Annotated in this window: 19 protein-coding genes; all 19 read right to left on the bottom strand. The window is 31.8% G+C overall.

The features are described 5' to 3' along the window. Positions 1 to 53: 53 nt before the first annotated feature. Positions 54 to 1,598: a lipopolysaccharide biosynthesis protein gene (locus tag EUC40_RS08605; RefSeq protein WP_156574437.1), complete on the bottom strand. Its 1,545-nt coding sequence runs from the start codon at positions 1,596 to 1,598 to the stop codon at positions 54 to 56. Between the two features lie 162 nt (positions 1,599 to 1,760). Then, the gene (locus EUC40_RS08600; RefSeq protein WP_156574435.1) at positions 1,761 to 2,642 is read right to left on the bottom strand and encodes a glycosyltransferase family 2 protein; all 882 of its coding nucleotides are present in this window, start codon (positions 2,640 to 2,642) and stop codon (positions 1,761 to 1,763) included. Next, complete coding sequence (locus tag EUC40_RS08595; protein WP_156574433.1) at positions 2,639 to 3,664, bottom strand: glycosyltransferase family 2 protein; 1,026 nt, start codon at positions 3,662 to 3,664, stop codon at positions 2,639 to 2,641. Before EUC40_RS08595 ends, EUC40_RS08600 begins: the two co-directional genes overlap by 4 nt. A 74-nt stretch (positions 3,665 to 3,738) precedes the next feature. Further along, positions 3,739 to 4,941: a glycoside hydrolase family 88 protein gene (locus EUC40_RS08590; RefSeq protein ID WP_167520144.1), complete on the bottom strand. Its 1,203-nt coding sequence runs from the start codon at positions 4,939 to 4,941 to the stop codon at positions 3,739 to 3,741. Positions 4,942 to 4,954: 13 nt separating this feature from the next. Continuing rightward, positions 4,955 to 6,166 carry a glycosyltransferase gene (locus EUC40_RS08585; protein ID WP_156574429.1) on the bottom strand — a complete coding sequence of 404 codons (1,212 nt, stop codon included), beginning with the start codon at positions 6,164 to 6,166 and terminating at the stop codon, positions 4,955 to 4,957. Further along, positions 6,153 to 7,343 (bottom strand): glycosyltransferase, encoded by a 1,191-nt coding sequence (locus EUC40_RS08580; RefSeq protein WP_156574427.1) that lies wholly within the window; start codon positions 7,341 to 7,343, stop codon positions 6,153 to 6,155. The genes EUC40_RS08585 and EUC40_RS08580 overlap by 14 nt, the downstream gene beginning before the upstream one ends. A gap of 1 nt (position 7,344) precedes the next feature. Then, positions 7,345 to 8,517 (bottom strand): polysaccharide pyruvyl transferase family protein, encoded by a 1,173-nt coding sequence (locus EUC40_RS08575; protein WP_156574425.1) that lies wholly within the window; start codon positions 8,515 to 8,517, stop codon positions 7,345 to 7,347. A 115-nt stretch (positions 8,518 to 8,632) separates the two neighbouring features. Continuing rightward, positions 8,633 to 9,829, bottom strand: coding sequence for a glycosyltransferase (locus EUC40_RS08570; RefSeq protein ID WP_156574423.1), 1,197 nt, complete (start codon positions 9,827 to 9,829; stop codon positions 8,633 to 8,635). Further along, on the bottom strand, positions 9,801 to 10,580 hold the full coding sequence (locus EUC40_RS08565; RefSeq protein ID WP_156574421.1) for a glycosyltransferase family 32 protein: 780 nt from the start codon (positions 10,578 to 10,580) through the stop codon (positions 9,801 to 9,803). Before EUC40_RS08565 ends, EUC40_RS08570 begins: the two co-directional genes overlap by 29 nt. A 26-nt stretch (positions 10,581 to 10,606) precedes the next feature. Then, on the bottom strand, positions 10,607 to 11,677 hold the full coding sequence (locus EUC40_RS08560) for an EpsG family protein (protein ID WP_156574419.1): 1,071 nt from the start codon (positions 11,675 to 11,677) through the stop codon (positions 10,607 to 10,609). Between the two features lie 86 nt (positions 11,678 to 11,763). Beyond that, a complete protein-coding gene (locus EUC40_RS08555) occupies positions 11,764 to 12,663 on the bottom strand; it encodes a glycosyltransferase family 2 protein (protein WP_156574417.1) in 900 nt (299 codons plus the stop codon). Between the two features lie 18 nt (positions 12,664 to 12,681). Further along, on the bottom strand, positions 12,682 to 13,803 hold the full coding sequence (locus EUC40_RS08550; protein ID WP_156574415.1) for a glycosyltransferase family 1 protein: 1,122 nt from the start codon (positions 13,801 to 13,803) through the stop codon (positions 12,682 to 12,684). Positions 13,804 to 13,813: 10 nt separating this feature from the next. Then, positions 13,814 to 14,875, bottom strand: a complete 1,062-nt coding sequence (locus EUC40_RS08545) for a glycosyltransferase family 2 protein (RefSeq protein ID WP_156574413.1) — start codon at positions 14,873 to 14,875, stop codon at positions 13,814 to 13,816. Continuing rightward, the gene (locus EUC40_RS08540; protein WP_156574411.1) at positions 14,844 to 16,007 is read right to left on the bottom strand and encodes a glycosyltransferase family 4 protein; all 1,164 of its coding nucleotides are present in this window, start codon (positions 16,005 to 16,007) and stop codon (positions 14,844 to 14,846) included. Before EUC40_RS08540 ends, EUC40_RS08545 begins: the two co-directional genes overlap by 32 nt. Positions 16,008 to 16,040: 33 nt before the next feature. Then, positions 16,041 to 17,867: a polysaccharide biosynthesis protein gene (locus EUC40_RS08535; RefSeq protein ID WP_156574409.1), complete on the bottom strand. Its 1,827-nt coding sequence runs from the start codon at positions 17,865 to 17,867 to the stop codon at positions 16,041 to 16,043. Between the two features lie 295 nt (positions 17,868 to 18,162). Continuing rightward, a complete protein-coding gene (locus EUC40_RS08530) occupies positions 18,163 to 18,825 on the bottom strand; it encodes a CpsD/CapB family tyrosine-protein kinase (protein WP_156574407.1) in 663 nt (220 codons plus the stop codon). Next, positions 18,774 to 19,514: a YveK family protein gene (locus tag EUC40_RS08525; protein ID WP_156574404.1), complete on the bottom strand. Its 741-nt coding sequence runs from the start codon at positions 19,512 to 19,514 to the stop codon at positions 18,774 to 18,776. Before EUC40_RS08525 ends, EUC40_RS08530 begins: the two co-directional genes overlap by 52 nt. Positions 19,515 to 19,988: 474 nt before the next feature. After that, complete coding sequence (gene glnA / locus EUC40_RS08520; protein WP_071709709.1) at positions 19,989 to 21,323, bottom strand: type I glutamate--ammonia ligase; 1,335 nt, start codon at positions 21,321 to 21,323, stop codon at positions 19,989 to 19,991. Positions 21,324 to 21,371: 48 nt separating this feature from the next. Continuing rightward, the gene (gene glnR / locus EUC40_RS08515) at positions 21,372 to 21,761 is read right to left on the bottom strand and encodes a transcriptional repressor GlnR (protein WP_000656783.1); all 390 of its coding nucleotides are present in this window, start codon (positions 21,759 to 21,761) and stop codon (positions 21,372 to 21,374) included. Positions 21,762 to 21,918: the final 157 nt, after the last annotated feature.

Genomic DNA, 21,918 nt, shown 5'->3' with positions numbered 1-21,918 from the left:
ATAAGAGGCATAACGGCTTGGATAGCTGAACACAAATGCGTTACTAAATCCATCTATAGTTCCAATTTCTTCTTTTTAAACCTCACAAATACTACTCCTACAATCTTTCTGAAAATCCCAAGTAAATACTTAAATTCATCTGAACTATAAAACACACATATATATATAAAATTCGGAACTACAACACATAATAGACCTTTTAGCACTAAACTAAAAATACCATTTACTAAAATCTCTCCACTTATAATATTTGTAACAAAATATGTCCCTAAACCTAAAAACACATAAAATACATAGTTCAGAAAATAAACTCTTACAGGTTTATAGAATACTTTTTTATAAACTAAATACGGAGTAAGCCAAAACGGAACTGTCAATGCACTTATAAGCGTCCCTATAAAAACCCCTACGATACCGATATATTGAACTAGAATAAGAGAGAAAATCAAATTAATCGCCGCTTGACATAGTGGAGCAAATCTATCTTCATGAAAAATTCCAGATGTTGTTTTTACCGTAGTTATAGAATTTCTCATTCCTCTCTCATAAAAGATAATCATTAGTATTAATAACACACTTTTATTCATTAAAAACTCTGAACCTAACCAGATAGAAATAAACGGTTCGACCATTATATACAAACTTATAGTAAAAAATGAATATAACCAAAAGTTAAGAAGCATATATACTTTATATACAGTATAAACTTTATCAACAGTCTCACTCGCAACTAAATTACCTATACTATGATAAATATTATTAAAAATTTGATTAATAAAAGTTCTACAGATTTCAATTAACATATTATAATTAGAATACAGCCCAACCGCTGCAACACTAACAAATGAGGAGATTATTATATTGTCAGTTCCAAACACTAAGTAATTCCCTATATTTTGCAAGACAATGGCTCTAATATTTTTAGTAATATCTTTCTTGGTTTTATAATCTAATTTTTCTGAAGTTTTTTCCTTCAAAAATGGATACATTTTATTTACTATGATTACCAATATAATAGTAGTAACAATTGTTATCACACTATCTACAATTAAATATAAAATATAATTTTTCGTATAATATAATATCGAAATTTTAAGGCTCATTGAAATTATAGAAGATATTGAGTATACCCCTGTTACAATATAATTCTTTTGACAAATATTTAAAAAGGAATTTTTATGCAAATATAAATAAGGCGCAACAGTATTAAATAAAAAAATACTATAAATTAAATGTATATTTTCAACCGTTGTATCTTTTACAAAATAATCTAGAAAGGGCATGATAGATAATCCTAGTAGCAATACAATTAAAGCGATTATCATATACGCATTTCTATATAACTTCATAAGTACATTAATTTTATTTTGATCATTTTCTGCAACTGGCTTATATAGACTATACATTATACTAGCACCTATACCTGCTTCTACTAAAGCTAACATAGCTAATATATTCGTAATCAGTCCATTTATCCCTAAATATTCAACTCCTAATGTCCTTATAAAAACGGTTCTCGAAATAAAACTTAACGATGTAATAATAATTTGATTCCCCAAACCGACTGAAATATTAATTACCGAATTTTTCACCCTCATCTTTTCCCACACCCATACTTTTTCTATGGAAATATATTTATGACTCCAACAATGACTTTCCGTATAAACTGTAATTAATTTATACTATAAACAAAGCTAATAACCCTCCCCCCCCCTATATTCTCATTTTAGAATAGGGACGATAATTTCCTATAGAATGTATCAAGTTCTAAACAACAACAGATTCTTGCACTTAACTAAAATTATTGCCCATACTAAAGTGCCTTTTGGAATTTCCAAATACTTTGCAGCTTGTGTTAATCCTATATTACGTTTCACTAAATTATAATAGGAATTATAGCAAGATATTCTTTCTTTTATATTATAGTTATAAAATTTAATTTGCTGTTTTATAATACATGAGGTACCTTGAGGATTTTCAGCATATAGGTCATCACCAGATTTAGTTAGACCATCTTCAAGGTAATCACATACATAAATTATTTTATTAAACCACCTTATTTTATAGCCATCATAAGCCATTCTATCCCACACTGTACGTTCCGTGAGAAATTTTTCTCCTTCATACTCATCAAACTTATATTCTTTTAAAATATGAGTATAAAAGACTTCAGCTTTATCCCCGTCTATTTTATATTCTTTTCTCTCAAGTGAAGTTGCATCCAAATACTCTCCTTCAAACGTTGTCCCCCAAATTTCATTTTCACTCTTTCCCTTATTCCCAGAAACCCCACAAAACACTGAGTTCCCTTGTAATTTCCCTTCCCATTTCACTACTGTTTCTAAAGCATCTTCTACTAGATAATCATCAGAATCTACTATAAAAAACAACTCTCCGTTTGCTAGATCCGTCGCTTTATTAATTGCCCTATGTTTACCACCATTCATTACTTTGTAATACCTTATTTGGAATTTACTTTCTTCTGACACCCATAATTTAAAGAGTTCTTCTGTATTATCAGTAGAACCGTCATCAATAACTAACCATTCGAAATCGTTATACGTTTGTTTTTTCAACGATTCATATAATTCACCTATTATATATCCTCTATTATAAGTAGCAGTAAAAACAGTTAATTTCATATTATAACCTTCCTTTTTATCAATCCTAATTTCCCTCTAAAATAGTAATATTGATTTGACAAAAAGCATGTTCCCCATGTAAGCATTGCATTATTTAAGAATTGATTAATTTTTTTTCTTAAATATAAAGGCGTATTCTCTTCTTTCTGAACTGCCTCTATGACTTGATAATAACTGTTTTTCCTTAAATACCTTTTAATTGCAAATAGACTCACACCACTTCCACATAAAAGATATGTTGTATCAATAATTGCTTCCGGAAGTAAATAAGTTTTGTACAATAACTCTATATCTATGTAGTTAGGGTATCTTTTCTGAATATATTTTAACGAGCGAAATCTAGATTCATAGCAATCATATCTATCAAAATTAACTTTTGCTATTGCTGATTCATTATGAATTGTGTAGTTCATAAAGTAATCTGTAGTTACTTTTACCTTTTCTGAGTTTACTAAGCAATAATTAATAAATTCCACATCTTCTCCATATTTTGTCCTCTCATGAAAATAGATGTTGTCCCGATCTATTATTTCTTTTTTCACAACAAAAGAACCTATACATATTTTAATTTTCCATAACCCATAATCACACACAATATCAATTCCTTTACTATAGAAATCGTTATTGTTAGCATAAACAACCCCATCTTTTTTTTTATACTTAAAACTTCCAATCAACATTTCCATACTTTCATTCATTTTAATGTTTTTGCAAACCTTTTCGATGACACCTATCTCTAAAGTATCATCACCATCTAAAAATAGTAGCCATTCTCCAGTTGCATATTTTATACCTAAATTTCGTGCAGTGGATACTCCACTATTATTAATATGTTTTACTATTACTCTATCATCTCGCCTTGCATACTCATCACACAAAATCCCACTATTATCAGTAGACCCGTCATTTATTAATAGTATCTCGAAACTTCCATTCGTTTGATTTAATATGGAATCAATACAGTTTTTCAAATATTTCCCAACATTATATACAGGTACAATAACACTTACTGCAGGTCGCATAAAATCCTCCCCTACTCTCAGAAAAGAACGTATTTACAAATTTATCACTCCAAAAGTCCCATTGTTACTTCCACTTAACTACGCTCGTTATTCCTCAAGCTTTTTTTCAGGTAGCAATGTATATATCTAATACAAAAACCTTGAGTAAAAGGCAGTATATTAAATAACATAGAATATACACCTATGTCTTTTGTATCTCCCTGTGAAAAATCAACCTCTCCCGTCCTTCTTGTAACACCCATTAAATACTTTATTGCATTATCCGCACAGTCTATACATTCCTTAGATACACCCTGTATTTTAGAAGCATGTAACATAAACCAGCCTAACATCGCTGTAGCTGATGAGTCCGCTCTACACTCATTTCGTGCTACACTCCAGTTCCAGCTACCATTATTTTGTTGAAAATACATTACAGATTTCGCAAATTTTTCAACACTTTTCTCCAATACAATTTTCTCTTCACTATCTTGCGGTAATTCATTCCACGTATCTATTAAACCTATCGCAAACCATCCAAGCCCTCTTCCCCATCCATATAAACCTACAGGAATTTTATCACTTGTCTTATAAGCGTGACTCGGGATATAGTATGAATTTAACATGCCATATTTCTCATATTCCATAATCTGTTTCATTGCTAAATCTACACATTCTTTTTTTTGATATCTTATGCCATAAGTAACTAAAAATGGACATATAAAGCCTATCGTATCTACATATCTGTAGTTCTCCATAGTCTTCCTATATCCAACTGTGCCATCTTCACATATACAATTTTGTATAATTCCCCACGTACTATCTAACGCTTTCTTATATTTATCTACTTCTATAAAGTTTAACTTCATAATGGCATAGGCTAGTATCGCTACATCTACATGTTTAGGTTTTACTTTCCAATCGCCTTCATCGTTGAGTTTTGTATTCAGGAACTCTATTATTTCACCTCTTGCAAAATCATCGTTTTCATATTTCAAATATTCAGAAATACCCAGAACCAATCCAGCTTCTTGCCAATGTTGTATAGTATTTTTAGTATAGTTTCCTTTCAACATATCGATTACAACTAGCCGTGTATTGTCTGTTACTTTGATTTTAGGTACTTTATTGATCCACTTAATCCCTTTTTTTGTTATGGATATAGACCATAGCTCCCTATCTGTATACCTACCTATTTTTATCCTTCGTATCCAATCATTCAAAATTGGGATTACATCAATCAACATAATAATTACTATAATACTACTAAACACAATACATACTATCGCAACATCCATAATATCCCCCATTTTAATAACGCTCTATTAATTCATATATTTTTTCTATCTCTGATTCAGTTCCTAAGTTTTCTTTTGATAAATTATTAATTAATCTATTCCTTAAATTCTCATCATCTATTATTCTTTTAATTCCATTAAATATCGCAGTGGAATCCATCTCGACAATGACCCCATTCTCCTCGTTTCGAATCTGATCCTTTGCTGTACTAAAATTCGTTACCACAATGGGTTTTCGTAAGATTTTAGCCTCATCGATAGCTATAGATTTCCCTTCATATCTAGATGGCTGAACATATATATCACTTTCTCTTATATATGGGTATGGATTTTCCTTAATTCCAAGTAAAACAAATGTCTCTTTCAATTCATTTTCTACTATTAATTTTTCTAAATATACTCTTTCTTCTCCATCTCCTATTACATACCATATTAGCTTATAACCACAATCTTTTAATTTTTTACATGCATCTATAGCCATTTCAAATCCTTTTTGATAGTTCAGTCTTCCTATAGAAACTATCTTTATTACCCCGGTTTCCACATCTACTTTTTCCAATGACATATTATTTATCACCTTAGGAGATACTATATTATGCATAACGCTTACCTTACTTTTATACATAGGAAATCTCTTCTTTAAAACATTGGCGCATTCTTGAGAAACCGTCATTAAACTGTCTAACTTAAAAAAATATTCTATATCAATGCTAGGATCCATCCCTAATTTATCATAATCATTGTGTATAAATCCTATTTTTCTTTTTGCATGTACCATATCTATACAAAAGTAAATAGGGTTTTTTTCAAGATAACCAATAGCTACATCATAATTTTGATCTAAATGTTTTAAACCTTTCGATAGATACTTCCACACCCTTTGCTCACATCTCGCTCTATTTTTTTCACTTTTAAATACATATCCTGCATATATTCTTGCTACAGCTACATCTACTCTCCTGCTTTTGATACATTCCACAATCGCTTTTTTTATAGGCATATCAAAATACTGATACTCCAATTGTTCCTCTAACAAATTCACTTGTTTGGGTATTTTATTAAAAAATACCCCTTCATGTTTAAATAAAAATAAATCAACACTATACATTGAATAATTCATATTTTCCAACAATGAGATTAATGCCTTTTCGGCCCCACCACAGTTTAAATTATTAATTATAAATAATATTTTTTTTTCATATGCACCACCACTATAAAATATCATATAATTTATATATTTCTCCCTCAGTTCCCAAATTCTCTTTAGATAAATTCCTCCTTAAATTCTCTCTTAATTGAACATCCTTTAACATAGTCTCAATTCCAATAGAGATTGATTTCGCATTCATACTCACAATTAAACCGTTCACTCCATGCTCAATTTGATCTTTAGCCGTGCTAAAATTAGTAACAATTATAGGTCTATTCAAAATTTTCGCCTCATCAATTGCAATAGATTTCCCTTCATACCTAGAAGGCTGAACATATAGATCCGTCCGTTTTATATACGGATATGGGTTTTCCCTAATTCCTAATAGTTTAAAATCACCTTCTAATTTTTCACTTTTAATAAGTGTTTCTAACGCTTCTCGTTCTCTTCCTTCTCCTAAAACATACCATCTAATTTTATAACCCTTGTTCATTAGTTGCTTACAAGATTCTATTGCCATATCTATCCCTTTTTCATAACTTAACCTAGCAACAGTAAGGATATTTACATAACTCTTGTCACTCATAGAATTGTCAATACTATCAACGTTAGAAAGGTCACTAATAAGCTTGGGAGATACTATATTGTAAATAGATTTAATCTTATGTTTTAAATGTTTGAAATTCTCCTCTAAAGATTTTGCACATTCTTCAGAAACCGCAATAATATTATCTAATTGTTCAAAGTATATATTATCAAAATCACGATCCATACCTGAATTAGAATAATTTGTATGAATCCATCCTATTTTCTTTTTCGCCTTGACTTTATCTACCACAAAATATATAGGGGATTTTTCAAGATATCCAATTGCTACATCATATTCCTTATCTAAGAACCCGAACGAATCTCTCAAATATTTCCATGTATATTGTTCTGCAAGAGAAGTGTCTTTTATTATTCTATTTTTTAAAAAAAACATAAATCTATAAAAAGCTAATTTAACTTGTCCATATTTTAAAAAACCAAGCACAGAATAAATTAAATTTTCTGTAAACAAACTGTATGTTTTAGGAAAACACACTATATTCACTTCTTTTGGTACCGCATTAAAAAAAGAACCTGTTTTATTAAATAAATATAAATCCACATTATACAACGTATAATCTATTTGAGATAATAAATTAACTAAACTTTTTTCTCCACCACCAGCAGCTAAGCTCGGCATAACAAATAATAAATGTTTTTTCATATCATTCCTCAAATCGTTTATTCAATTCATTTAAATATTCAACTGCTTTGTATGACATTTTTTTCATGTTAGGAATAGCGTCTTTCAGTCTCCCCCTTAATTCTCCCTCTTCTACCACCATTTCATTAAATTTATCCTTCAATTCCTTACTATTAGATAGTTCCTCCACATTTACAACCAACTTTTCTTTACCAAACAAATCTCTTGCAATTCCTTTCGATTTCACACTATAACCCAATACCATAGTTGGCACGTAAGTTGAATATGCCGCAATTGTCGCATGTGTTCGAGCACCAATAAAAAATCGCATCCTTGCTATATACCCTTTATATTGCATAGCATTTAAATTATTTGGCAATATAATAACTCTACCAGTCTCCTTAAATTCTTCATAATATCCATATAAAAATTCGTAATCATCGTTCCCTTCCTGCATAACATGTGGCGTCAGCGCAATTGTCATATCCGTAGTTTTCAATATATGTGTTATTAAACTTTTCACCGCCTCTTGAGACTTTTTATTTTTATTCCATACAAGCGGACTAAAATTAAGTCCTACAGTATTTGCTTCTTGCCATCCTTTAGGTAATTTCAGCTCTTCTTTTTCGAGTGTAAATGCTGGATCCGCACATAGCTTCACGTTATTAAGTCCCTTACTTTTCAACATATTATAAGTGAGCGTTTCACGAGCCAGTATTAAATCAAACAACCTTAAATCATTTAGTTTTTTTTCCGACATGTCTTCTTCACCAATTGAGCATCCCCATAGAACTAATTGTTTCCCGCCTTTTTTCACTCTTCTATCTATTTCATACCATCCAGGCTGTTCTCCATAACAATAATTATCACCACCAATTGATAGGTATATATCCATATCTTTTATATGCTTTATTATATTGTGGTGGATTTTTACCAATGCGTAAGATTCATCTTGCAACAACTTTATTTTTAACCAAGATAACCACCAGTGGTATGTATATTTTTTTATATCTCGATTAGTACCATCATATATACCATCTAGTTTTGTTATTATTTTGTCAGTTTCAGGATTGTCAGATGCCAAATATATCTCTGCACCAAGTATTTTCTCTTTTATAATATCAGTTGATGAGCGAACAATAGCTTCACACCCTCTGTTTAGACTTCCACTATGAGCAAACATCATAATCTTCAAACTAAACTCCTCCACCATTTTTTATTTGAACAGATTGTAAAATACTTATACACACAAATTTATAGCACAAAAATTATTAAATTCACTTCAATTTCAATATGTTTATATTAAAGAATTAATCCTGTATAAGTTCATATAACTTTTTTAATTCACAGCTATTACCATAATCTCTTTGAGTACAATTAGTAATCAGTCTTTGTCTCTCATGTGGATCCTTATATAACTTTTCAATCCCGTTTGCGATTCCTTCAATTGATAGTTCCGTTATATACCCATCAAAACCATTCACCACTTGACTTTCAGCTGTAGAATAATTCGTTATCATAACCGGTTTTGAAAGAATCTGCGCTTCTCCTACTGTTACAGCTTTCCCTTCATACCTTGAGGGTTGCACATATAAATCCGCTTCTTTTATATATGGATAAGGGTTAATTTGCTTGCCTAATAAGATAAAATTACTCTCAAGCCTCAAATCTTTTACCATATCCTTAATCATTTTTTTATCCCCTCCGTATCCAACTACATACCAAACGATATCATCAAAGCCCCTATCTTTTAGTATTTTTAAAGCTCGAACTGCATTGTCAATCCCTTTTGCATGTGATAATCTTGCTACAGTCACAATTTTAAATCGATTATCATAAATCATAGGATTATCAATGTGTTTATTCGACATCTCTCTAATGTATCTTGGAGAAATAATATTCTCAAGAACTACAACTTTATGCTCTAATTGGCTATACTTTTTTAAAAAAGAACTTTTACACCCTTCTGATACAGCTACAATATAATCAAATTCATCCCACATTTTTATGTCCATTTTTATATCTAGCTCTATTGTAGAATAATCGGTATGAATCCATGCTACTTTTTTTTTTGCCTTAATCTTATGTGCTATAAAATAATGTGGCCATAAATAACTAATAGCCATATCATATTCTCTATCTAATTTAGGAAGAAACGGTAAAATAAACTTCCACATTAATTGCATTTGATAATATCCTACTTCTTCTATATTTTTCATTTCCCCTAAACAATCTGCGATTATTTTCGAAACAAATCTAGCTACTCCAATACTATACTGCTTTCCTTCAAACACCTGCACTATGGATTTCCGGAAAGTAGAGTACTCTGGAATCTCTTCTAATAAGTTCACCTTGTTATTTACTAAGTTCATAAAATCACCTTGATGACTATATAACATTAAATCTACAATATGATTTTGATAGTCAAAATTGTCTAACATATTCAAAAGACTTCTCTCTACCCCTCCAACTTCCATATCAAAAGAAGCTATTAATATCTTTTTCACCCTTCTCCCCCTTATTCCTGGAAACGACCTTTCTAATTCTAGCTATATTTTCTCCTCCTATAACTTTAGAAATAATTTTTTTAAACTGCCCTTTAACTCTTTCTCTAGGTGGTAACCAACTCTTATAAAAATGATGCATCGCATAGGTATTTTCAGTTATAAAACTTCTACAGTTAATATAATCGTATGGAGAAAAGTATGTTTGCGGATAAAATGTCCCTCTCCCTTCTAACTCCTGATACTTCCCATTCATTTTTATTCCTTCCTCTTTTAATATTTCAGTAATAATTGCTACATTAGTTTGTGTCGCATAACTTCCATCCTCTTTAATAAAACACTTTTCTTCATACGAATCTAGAAACACTTTAATAAGTTTATTACCTTTAGCTGCCCCTATCGTACTCGTAGCAATATAATTCTCTTGTTCAAACCCCCAAAATGAATCGTGGCATAATAAATCATCAAAGGACTTGAACACTTCGACATCGGTATCTAAATACACCCCTCCCAAATTATATAAAGCATGAACTCTAACATAATCACTTACAAAAGCAAAACATTTAGAATAATAAGCCTCTCGTATATACTGATTACAATGAATATCAAAATTACTTTCATTCCATTCTATTATTTCATAATCTGGTAAATTTTCATGCCAACTATTCATACAATTCTTGATTATTTCTGGTTTCTCTTTACCCCCAAACCAACAGTAATGTATTTTTTTCGGGATTAATTGTATGCCTGTCACTTTATCCCTCCCCTTCTCAAAAAAAACTAAATGTTCAAAAAATAACTCCTGTAACCCACCCCTCCCAAACTAATTACACACTCATAGTAATAAAAGATAAAATAAAATATTACAATTGAATAATAAATAAGTTTCTGATCTTTCTCAGCAAACAATTTCACAACCCAAGAAATTAATATTAATTGATACAATCCAAAATAAATGTAAACTCTTGCAAAGATCCAATTTTGTGTTGAAATAATCATAAATACAAGACCTAATATCGACATATTTACAATATAATCACTTTTAGGAAACAACTCTCTCAATTTGTCTCTTCCAAAATAAGCAAGTATATTAGGCGCAGCAACAACAACAACTCTAATTATATTCGCTCCACCTTCAGAAAAACTTTTATACTCACCATATTGGCTATCTTCTATAACCGTAAATAGAAGATTCATAAACTGATTAAATACTATAACTATTAATACTGCAATAAAAAGAAAGCTATATGTTTGCCAAGACCATGCTCTTCTTCTCACTATAAAATAAATTGGAATAAGAATGAGAACACTTTGATGTATTGTGGAAGCAAACAAAATAACTAAAACATATTTTTTCCAATTCCCATCCAATATATATTTCGTCGCAGCGAAAATAAGTGCGGCTGCAAGGTATTGCCTTATCCCATTCATTGAAGCTAAGTGCATTCCGCTTGTTATATATACATAAACACCCAGTTCGAACATTCTAGTATACTTATATAAAACGAGTACAATAATAGTATTCGTAGTAATTGCTGTTATTAAAATTAATAACTGGGGATTATTTGAAAATTCCTTTAATATCATTTGAAAAATATTAAACCCTATATCTTTCCCAGCTTTAACTTGTTCCCAGTTAAAATCATTTACACTATAAGAATGCATGTAAAAATAAGTATCACCAATATTATTACGCAGACCTGAAACCAAACACAGTGTAAAAATAGTACAAAATACTAAAAATTTATTCGGAATGACATAAGGTACCTTTTCAATATTCACCTTAGAAAAATACCTAGAAAAAAAGGAGAAAAAATAAACTAGAATAAGATTCATCCATAGTATAGTCATTCATTAATCACTTCCATGTCCCCAGTGTATATACTTTAGTTTTATAATTCCTTAGTCAAAACGAACCTCATAGCTCCAATTCCTCACTACTTTTTCAATACCGTAGCTCTATTTGTATTCAATATATACATATAGAACAAGACACCAAATGGTATTGCTAAAAAAGTTGTACCTTTACATGGTGACTCTTTCAAGAATTTATAATTTTTAATCATCAAATTACTTGATACATAGTGCATAGATTCTCGAAATCTCTCTTTAAATGATGGAGCATATTTCATAGCTGTCTTTCTAAAAAAGGAAAAACCTCGTGGGTTTTTTCTATACTGATTAATAATATTCATACTTGATCCATCCTCTAAGTACTCTACGTAACATAAAACCTCATTTATAACTAATAAAGGACATTCTTGATCAATGAGAATATACTTATAACTAAGTGGACAATATTTTTCTCCTGGAAACATCGGATATGATGGGACTCTGGCTGTAATTTCTGAACGATATACAAGTTTTTTATCCCCTGAAACCTTATATTTTGTATATAAATCTGACAGTTTCGATTCTATTAACTTTGATGGAAATTTCGTCCCAATAATTCTACCATTTCGGTTTGCATCCAATCCAACTATCCCAGCATATTTTTCACTTCCACTTTTTTCCCATATTGAAAGAATCTTTTCTACAGCATCATCCGCCATATAATCATCGGAATCAATACAAACATTTAATTTAGTATCAATCAATTCATAAGCAGCATTATGCGCACCGTGCATTCCCTGGTTTTCTTGATAATGATAAATAATTGTAATAATATCCTCAGCTATCCATCTTTCAATTAAATCCTTCGTATTGTCGGTAGATCCATCATCAATAACTAACCAGACAAAATCCTTACAAGTCTGCCTCTTTAGACTTTCATAGCATAAATGAAGTGTATAAGCACGATTAAATGTCGGTGTAAACACCGTTAAAGTTGGAGCCATAAAAAAACCTCCAAAATCCTATATTTTTTGGGTTTGTACCACTTGATTTATATAATAGTCAGTCAACCACTTTGCCATCGTTTTTGTATCATATCCATTTGCACGTAACAAATTCGATGTATCCTTACGCCCATATGATGAACTTAAAATTTTCTCTGCCCACACATCTGGAGTGTTTTCTAGACTTTCAAATTCAATACGTCCCGATACATCCGTTTCACTTGTTATATTATTAGATACAATACACTTCAATCCCGCAGCTTGCGCTTCAATTAAAACAACTGGTAATCCTTCAAAAAGTGAAGGGAATACAAACAAATCAAACCCTTGCATAAGGTTTGATACGTCTTCTCTAACCCCCAAAAATTTCACATGTGATGTTAAACCCAAGTTGTCAACTTTTTTTTCAATCGTCTTTCTTAAATATCCATCTCCTATCATCACAAGCACTGAATCAGGCCGTTTTTCATGTACAGCTTTAAACACCTCAATTAAAAAATTATGATTTTTTTGTTTGTTAAACCTCCCAATATGCCCTAATACCAATTTATCCTTTACATTTATTTTATTCCTAATTTCCCTCCTAATTTCCGCGTTATACTTAAACTCTTCTATATTAACTGCATTATTAAGAACTATTACTTCTTTGTGATGAGATGCTTTTTCTCCAAAAAGCCATTCTCCAGCTTTTTTTGAACATGCAAAATACAAATTCGGATTATCTTGCATTAATAACCTAGCATATAATCGAAAAGGTAATTTCATGTCTATTCCAAGATCACTTAAATGACTATGAGCAATACGATAAGGTATCCCAGCTCTTTTTGCCGCCCTTAGTACAAAACTACTATTTTCATTAATATGCGAATGTACTATTTTATACTCTCTATGCCTAACAAAAAAATCATCCAATTTTTTAAAATATACTCGGTAATTACCAGGTCTGATTTGTGGCATTCGATATATTTTACCTCCAAGTTCCAATATTTCATCGTCATAATGACCTTTATCATTTCTATGTACTATGAAATCAAATTGTATTTTATTATGATCCATCTTCCGATAATAATTCATTAACATCGTTTCAAGTCCACCACGATTCATTATTGTCACTACTTGTAATATGCGAAGAGGTCCCATTTAATCACTCCTATCTAACTAACTTTCTCAGCCTATCGATTAAGACTAATATTATACAAACACCAAATGAAAATCTAAATTTCGCACAAAAATAAAATACTTTCCAATATACCGGAAAGTATTTCAAATCAAATCCTCTAAATGATCTCTTTATACGCTTATCATTTAATATCAAACGCAATTTCTTAATTTTTGTAATAAAAGAGATTTTTTCTCCTTCACTTAGCATATTCAAACCAAGACCTAGGACATTAAGACATATTCGATTATTTAAAGCTACGTAAAACTCTTCCGGTACCATTTTTTCCTTCAAGAAATTTTCTATAATCTTATATAGCGTAAACCATTGGTCAACTAAATTAGGTTTATATCTCGATGTAACTGATTTTTCATTCGTCTTCCAGTAATGATAATAAGGCTCATTAAGAAAAACAAAAACTTCTGCATAATAAAATGCATATATATTAAAAAGAGAATCCTCATTAGTCCCGATAACATTAAGATCTGTAAAATTAACATTGTTATTCTTAAGAATTTCAGTTCGATATAATTTTGACCATACCGTCCCCCACGCATCTAAAAATTCAGGATTAGCTATTTCATCTTTCAGTGGCCCTATTAAGCGTCTCATCATCTTTAATTGAACCTCTTCCCCCTTATAACAAAACTCTCTAGGACAATTAAATTTCTTTACCTTTGAATACTCCCCAAATTCCCTTACATAGGTGCACATTACAATATCAGCATTTCTCTTAATCGCCGTACTATACATTGATTCATACATATTTTCATCAATCCAGTCATCTGGATCAACAAATCCTATATATGCTCCTGTTGCCATTTCGATTCCCATATTTCTGGCTGAAGAAACACCATTATTTTCTTTTTCAATGACTATGATACGTGAATCTCTTTGTGCATATTCGTAAAGAATGTCTAAACTCTTATCTGTTGATCCATCATTTATAGCAATAATCTCTAAATCACTATAACTTTGTACTATTAAGCTATCTAAACACCTTCTTAAATAGCATTCCATATTATATATAGGCACTATCACACTGATTTTCATTTTCATCCCTCAATATAGACTGTTTATAAATCTCTCTTAATTCCATGCTCACTTGTGAAATTGAGTATCTCTTTACTTTCCCTACATTTTCCTTCCCAATGTCCTTATACAAATTCTGTGAATTTTTCAACTTAATTATTTGTAAAGCGAATGCTTGTTTCTCCGTTTTCGGTACGATATACCCATTAATTTCATACGTTATTAACTCCCTATGCCCCCGGTTATCAGTAGCTACAACCGGAAGTCCACAAGCCATAGCTTCCATAATATTAACTGGCAAGCCTTCCCGGTGACTGGATGCAACTGCAAGATCACACATTTGTAGTAAAGAGGCTATATCATTTCTATAACCAAGAAAGTGCACCATATTACTTACCCCAAGTTGAGTAGCTAGTTTTTTACATTCTTCCATTAACGCCCCTTCACCAGCAAGTAAAAGCTTCGCATGCGGAATTTCATTTTTCAATTGTGCTAATACACGAATTAAAAAACTTTGGTTTTTATTCTTATTAAATTCAGCAGCATAAAACATTAAAAAATCTTGTGGATTATAGTTAAATTTTAGCTTTAATGCTTGTTTTTCCGTTTCAGTTACTGGGGTAAATCTTTCTATATCTACTCCTACACCATGAACGTGTTTAATATCTTTCGCTTGAAACCGATGTTTAACTGCTAAATTGTAATCTTCTTGGTTAATTGTTATAAGACAATCTGTATTAATTGCCAAACTTCTTTCAATTGGATAATATAAAAGCCAATTTATAAACGGTGATCCTTTACAAAAATGAAAGCCATGTGCCGTATAGATGACCTTCGTCCCTTCCCTCCGTGCTTTCCGGGCAGCTAGACGAGCAATTGCCCCTCCCATAGGCGTATGACAATGAATGATTTTATATTTATTTTGATGAATAATTGATTTTAGTTTTTTATATGCATGAAGGTTTTGTATGCTAAGAGGTGATCTTTGAATAGGAATATTATATTTTTGAGTAACGTACGGAAGATGTATATTTCCATTCGCTGCAACATGTACTTCCCATCCTTGGTCTGCAAACCATTTCAAATATGGTAAATGAAAAGCCTTAAAATGATAATCTACAGTTGCACAAAACAGAACTTTTTTAGACACCATCCCACGCACCCGTCTTATAATAATTTTTTGTTATTAACCTGATACTGGTATTAATAATTTTAAAGTTTTACGCTGATTCACTAAATGTAACAATCGCTTTCTCAACTCTAATTCACTTAATTCTGTATATTCAGAAATCATTTTATCTATTTCTTCTATACGAACATTCATTTCTTTCCCTACATAAATTCTCGGGTGAACTTGTTTCTCATTCATTTCATCTTCTTTTAGTAATTCTTCAAAAAGTTTTTCTCCTGGGCGTATACCAGTAAATTCTATCCCTATTTCATCCACAGAGTTTCCTGATAATCGAATGAGATTTTTAGCAAGATCAACTATTTTTACTGGTTCTCCCATGTCCAGTACAAAAATTTCTCCACCTTTAGCTAATGCACCAGCTTGTACTACAAGTCTAGATGCCTCCGGGATGGTCATAAAATAACGAACCATATCTGGATGCGTAACTGTAACTGGTCCACCCTTTTGAATTTGCTTCTTAAATAACGGGATAACACTCCCTCTACTTCCTAACACGTTTCCAAATCGTACAGTAACAAACTTTGTATGACTTGTTTTATCTTTATGCTGTATTACCATCTCAGCTATTTTCTTTGTCGCACCCATAACACTCGTCGGATTCACTGCTTTATCCGACGAAATCATAACAAACGTTCCTACTCCATTTGTTCTCGCTGCCTCTGCTATATTCATAGTCCCAATTACATTATTTTTAACAGCCTCTTCAGGATTGTTTTCCATTAATGGTACATGTTTATGTGCAGCTGCATGATATACAACATCTGGACGATGTTTATTCATTATTAAAAACATCTTCTTTTTATCTTGAATATCTGCGATTTCTGGAATAAATACACCTTTTCTATCATTGTATTTCTCATTTAATTCCATTTCTATTGAATAAATACTGTTTTCTCCATGTCCTAATAAAACCAATTTTTTCGGCTTAAATTTCGCAACTTGTCTACAAATTTCAGAGCCAATTGATCCTCCTGCACCAGTAACTAAAATGACTTTATCCGTTATATAATCTGAAATGATATCTACATTTAGCTCTACAGGGTCTCGTCCTAATAAATCTTCTACTTGAACATCTCTGAATTCATTTACTGAAACTTTACCTGTTACTAAGTCTTCTAACATTGGAAGAATTTGAGTTTTCACATTTGTTTTTAAACAATCTTTCAAAATAACATTTCTATCTCTCTTATTTAACGAAGGAATTGCCAAAATAATCATTTCAATATTCAGTTTTTTTATAGCGTAGTCAATTTGATTCATACCACCAATTACCGGAATTCCCCATATATCAAGATTATGTTTTTTAACATTATCATCAATAAACGCAACCGGCATTAATTCTGTGGCACTATTCTTCAACAACTGTCTTGCAACCATTGTCCCAGCTGATCCAGCACCAACAATTAACGTTCGTTTCTTATCACCCTTTTTCACATAATAAATATCTCTATACATTCTCCAAATAAAGCGAGAACCACCAATTAATAGAATATGAATCATCCAAGTTACAACTAGCAATCGAAAATACATTTTTTGCATAATCAATTGTTGCATAACTGCGGTAGTGAGTATAGAAAATGTAACGACTTTGCATATAATTAACAACTCTCCTACACTCGCATATTCCAAAGCTTTTTTATACAGTTTATAAATAAAAGCAAACAGATGATGACTAACTAATAAAGTGATAGAGCTAACAACTGATGATAAAGTGATAACACTGAAGCTAGCATTTACAAAAAAATAACTAAAAAAAATAGCACTTAATACAATCAGTGAATCCATTAAAAGCAATAACGATATCCTCCGACGATACGTCATATAACTTCCTCCTTTAATCAATTCCTTACTTAACTCTTTCAAATTTAAAGTTTCTAACTATATTCTCTTTATTAAAAACACATAGTTAGAAACTTTAATAAAACATGGGCATCTAACCCTCCCTCACATTACACTTTTGATGACTGGCATCTAAGGTTGTTTTCACAACCCACAGCATAATCGAGTGCCTCCATTGATAGCGGTTAGGAGACATCACCACATCACAGTTCTATCATTATTCTTTATAACGAACATTCGTATGTACAACAGTTAGATTAAATACTATAAATTACGTTTATACTTTCCCATTCAAAATCGCACCCAATATTCTACTCTTCGTAAAACTTAGTGCTCTTTTCGTTTCAAGCGCATCTTCGTTCACAGTACGATTATATCGGATCACCAATAATACTCCTTCACACTTATCGGCTAATACACTCGTGTCCGTCACTTCTAATACAGGTGAAGAATCAAATAATACGATATCATACCGTCCTATAGCCTTTTGAATTAACATATCCATCGCATCGGAACTAAGTATTTCAGATGGATTGAACGGTACTGGACCGCTAGTTAATACATCCAGACTTTCCATCTCTGTTTTTTTCACAACACCTTCTAGATTTGTTGTTCCGTTCAATATATCAGTTAGTCCAATTGTATTTTCTACTCCAAACATTTCATGAATCGTTGGTGTTCGTAAATTCGCATCTATTACCAATACTTTTTCACCTTTTTGCGCTATTGAGACTGCTAAATTTACTGTAATCGTTGATTTCCCTTCACCGTACCTCGGAGAAGTAACAACTATCGTTCTGCTTTTGTGATTAGATGAAGATAATTGAATGTTTGTTCGAAGCGAACGATACTGCTCCGAAATTTTCGATCTTGGGGCGGTATACGAAATTATACTTTCTCCTTTAACTTCATTTGTTTTTCGTCTATTTTTGTATGCCACTCCGTTCCCTCCCTCAATAACACTGTATTTTTCCCACTAAATTTATCTCTCGTATTCTTCTTATTCATTTTAGAAATCCCACCCAAAACAGGGATATCTAACAATTGTTCAATGCGTCGTTCTGATTTGATTCTTTCATCAAGTGAATCCAATAAAAAAATAAAACCGATACTGAGCACCATACCTAACGTGAATGCAATTAGTATCGTCTTAAAATGATTTATATTTATAGGCATAGAATATTTTTGAACTGGATCCTCTGGTAATATACTCACATTATTAAAATTCAGTATATTTGCTACTTCTTGTTTATAAACAGCCGCTGTAGTATTTGCAATTTTATGTGCAAGCACAGGATCCACATCCACTACATTTATCCTCATAATCTGAGAGCCTTGTACACTTTCTGTACTTATTTGTCCACTTAATGCACCTGCTGATCTATTTATATTCAATTCAGCAGCTACTTTTTCTAATATTACAGGCTCATTTACCATCGCTTTCAATGTATTCATCGTTTCGGCGTTAGCTTGAACAATAACCCTTGCTGAGGAGGAATACAAAGGCGTTTTCATATACATACTATACATGGCTCCTCCTACCGTCGTAAGAGTCGTAAACAATAGTAGTATCCACAACCTTTTCCATATTACATTAAATAGATTTTTCAAATTTATTTCCTTATTCATTACTTCTCCTCCTCATTTAATACCAATGAGATTTCAGTTAAAATTCCCATAAAAACCATAAATAAAACTCATGTTTTTTATTTTTCAAATATATAAACATTACTAATTACTGTCATTTTAGTTCTTTATATAGAACGAGTCAATATAAATTATTTTTGTTTAATCACTTCTTAATTTCGCCTCAAAAATTACGACAATATTCTTCATAATTCACTGTAGATAAATGACGAAAACACCCTATTATTGCAGTATCAGGATGTTTTTCTTTGTATTGAAACGGATTTCAGCAAGAGATTTTACCCCATATTAAATAGGGCGTATATATTAAATAACTCACTTTTTCAAATAATATTCATTTCGCATAGGTATTAGCAAGTACATTTTTGAATTTGTTCGCCCCTTTATATTCCTCCTATAAAAATACCCGATAAATAAAAAACCCTCAACACATTATGTGTCAAGGGTTTCAGTCTCTTAGTATAGAGACATATATTGATCGCGTTCCCATTGGTGAACTTGCGTACGGAAGATATCCCACTCAATCTCTTTCGCTTCGATGAAGTGCTCAAGTAAATGATCTCCTAGTGCACCACATACTACTTCGTTAGATTGTAATGTAACTAATGCTTGCGCTAATGTTGCTGGTAAGTCAACGATACCTGCTTCTTCGCGCTCTTCTTTTGTCATTACGTAGATGTTACGGTCTACTGCAGCTGGTGGAGTTAATTTGTTTTTAATTCCGTCAAGACCTGCCGCTAATAATGTAGCCATTACTAAATATGGGTTTGCAGCCGGGTCAACACTACGTACTTCTACGCGTGTACTAATACCACGAGATGCAGGAATACGTACTAATGGGCTACGGTTTTGTGCAGACCATGCTACGTAACAAGGAGCTTCGTATCCAGGTACTAAACGCTTGTAAGAGTTTACAGTTGGGTTCGCTACCGCTGTAAATGCTGGTGCGTGTTTTAAAATACCTGCGATGAAGTGACGAGCATCATCACTTAATTGTAAATCACCGTTTTGATCGAAGAATACGTTCTCACCATTTTTGAATAGTGATAAGTTACAGTGCATACCTGAACCGTTCACACCGTATAATGGTTTCGGCATAAATGTTGCGTGTAAACCGTGTTTACGAGCAATTGTTTTTACAACAAGTTTGAATGTTTGAATGTCATCACATGAGCGAATTGCATTTGCATATTTGAAATCAATTTCGTGTTGCCCTGGAGCAACCTCATGGTGAGATGCTTCAATTTCAAAGCCCATTTCTTCAAGTTCAAGAACGATATCACGACGACAGTTTTCCCCTAGATCCATCGGCGCAAGGTCGAAGTATCCACCGTTATCGTTTAATTCTAATGTTGGATTTCCTTTTTCATCTACTTTGAATAGGAAGAATTCTGGCTCTGGTCCAAGATTGAAATCTGAGAATCCTAAAGCTTCCATTTCTTTTAATACACGTTTTAAATTGTTACGTGGATCTCCTTCAAATGGAGCACCATCTGCAGTGTAGATATCACAGATTAAACGAGCTACTTTACCTTTTTCAGCTGTCCAAGGGAAAATTACCCAAGTGTCTAAGTCTGGATATAAATACATATCAGATTCTTCAATACGTACGAAACCTTCAATAGAAGATCCATCAAACATCATTTTGTTATCAAGAGCTTTTGTTAATTGGCTCACTGGAATTTCTACGTTTTTAATTACTCCTAAAAGGTCCGTAAATTGTAAACGGATATACTTTACATTCTCTTCTTTCGCCAAACGGAAAATATCTTCTTTTGTGTACCTAGCCATTATAAATTCCTCCTTAGTCCCTCTAAACGCCTTCAGAATCAGTTATCTTTAGTGAAAAAATCTTGAAATGTCACCTTGTCGCAATGAAGTTCGATTAAATCTACCTGTATGCTGTAGTTCATCTCGAAGTATTTTGCGAAGCTCAGTTTTTGAAATTTCTTTCGTTTCTTCTTTTACTTTCACTGCTTCTGTTTGATTTTCTTTCATTAGTAACACTTGTTTAATACCAGCCATATTCAAGCCTTGATCTAATAAATCTTTAATCTCTAACAACTTATCTACATCGTTAAATGAAAATAATCTACGATTCCCCTTTGTACGGGTTGGAGAAACAAGATTATGCTCTTCATAGTAGCGAATTTGACGTGCAGATAATTGTGTTAAATCCATAACAATACCAATAGGAAACAGCGGGGCAGAACGTCTATCTTCTTTCATCGTTTCAGTTCCTCCTTCGCCTTAACTGCTTCTCATTTTATATTATGTTATGTTTAGTGTCAATAGATGTTAGCTTTTCTTACATGATTTTTTTATAAATTTTTTCATTCTTTTTTCTAATGGCACAAATCAATACTTTCATACGAAAAAAAAGCCG

This window comes from Bacillus luti (assembly GCF_009739945.1).
GTDB lineage: Bacteria > Bacillota > Bacilli > Bacillales > Bacillaceae_G > Bacillus_A > Bacillus_A luti.
The sequence above is the reverse complement of the archived record's forward strand: the minus strand, read 5'-3'. Positions and strand labels throughout refer to the sequence as shown.

What these genes read in the sequence shown, in the direction of transcription:
- EUC40_RS08555 (WP_156574417.1), bottom strand. Translation starts at nt 12,663, where the DNA reads ATGGCTCCAACTTTAACGGTGTTTACACCGACATTTAATCGTGCTTAT.
- EUC40_RS08595 (WP_156574433.1), bottom strand. Translation starts at nt 3,664, where the DNA reads ATGCGACCTGCAGTAAGTGTTATTGTACCTGTATATAATGTTGGGAAA.
- EUC40_RS08590 (WP_167520144.1), bottom strand. Translation starts at nt 4,941, where the DNA reads ATGGATGTTGCGATAGTATGTATTGTGTTTAGTAGTATTATAGTAATT.
- EUC40_RS08540 (WP_156574411.1), bottom strand. Translation starts at nt 16,007, where the DNA reads ATGGTGTCTAAAAAAGTTCTGTTTTGTGCAACTGTAGATTATCATTTT.
- EUC40_RS08560 (WP_156574419.1), bottom strand. Translation starts at nt 11,677, where the DNA reads ATGACTATACTATGGATGAATCTTATTCTAGTTTATTTTTTCTCCTTT.
- EUC40_RS08550 (WP_156574415.1), bottom strand. Translation starts at nt 13,803, where the DNA reads ATGGGACCTCTTCGCATATTACAAGTAGTGACAATAATGAATCGTGGT.
- EUC40_RS08535 (WP_156574409.1), bottom strand. Translation starts at nt 17,867, where the DNA reads ATGACGTATCGTCGGAGGATATCGTTATTGCTTTTAATGGATTCACTG.
- EUC40_RS08545 (WP_156574413.1), bottom strand. Translation starts at nt 14,875, where the DNA reads ATGAAAATCAGTGTGATAGTGCCTATATATAATATGGAATGCTATTTA.
- EUC40_RS08600 (WP_156574435.1), bottom strand. Translation starts at nt 2,642, where the DNA reads ATGAAATTAACTGTTTTTACTGCTACTTATAATAGAGGATATATAATA.
- glnA (WP_071709709.1), bottom strand. Translation starts at nt 21,323, where the DNA reads ATGGCTAGGTACACAAAAGAAGATATTTTCCGTTTGGCGAAAGAAGAG.
- EUC40_RS08585 (WP_156574429.1), bottom strand. Translation starts at nt 6,166, where the DNA reads ATGATATTTTATAGTGGTGGTGCATATGAAAAAAAAATATTATTTATA.
- EUC40_RS08525 (WP_156574404.1), bottom strand. Translation starts at nt 19,514, where the DNA reads ATGAATAAGGAAATAAATTTGAAAAATCTATTTAATGTAATATGGAAA.
- EUC40_RS08605 (WP_156574437.1), bottom strand. Translation starts at nt 1,598, where the DNA reads ATGAGGGTGAAAAATTCGGTAATTAATATTTCAGTCGGTTTGGGGAAT.
- EUC40_RS08580 (WP_156574427.1), bottom strand. Translation starts at nt 7,343, where the DNA reads ATGAAAAAACATTTATTATTTGTTATGCCGAGCTTAGCTGCTGGTGGT.
- glnR (WP_000656783.1), bottom strand. Translation starts at nt 21,761, where the DNA reads ATGAAAGAAGATAGACGTTCTGCCCCGCTGTTTCCTATTGGTATTGTT.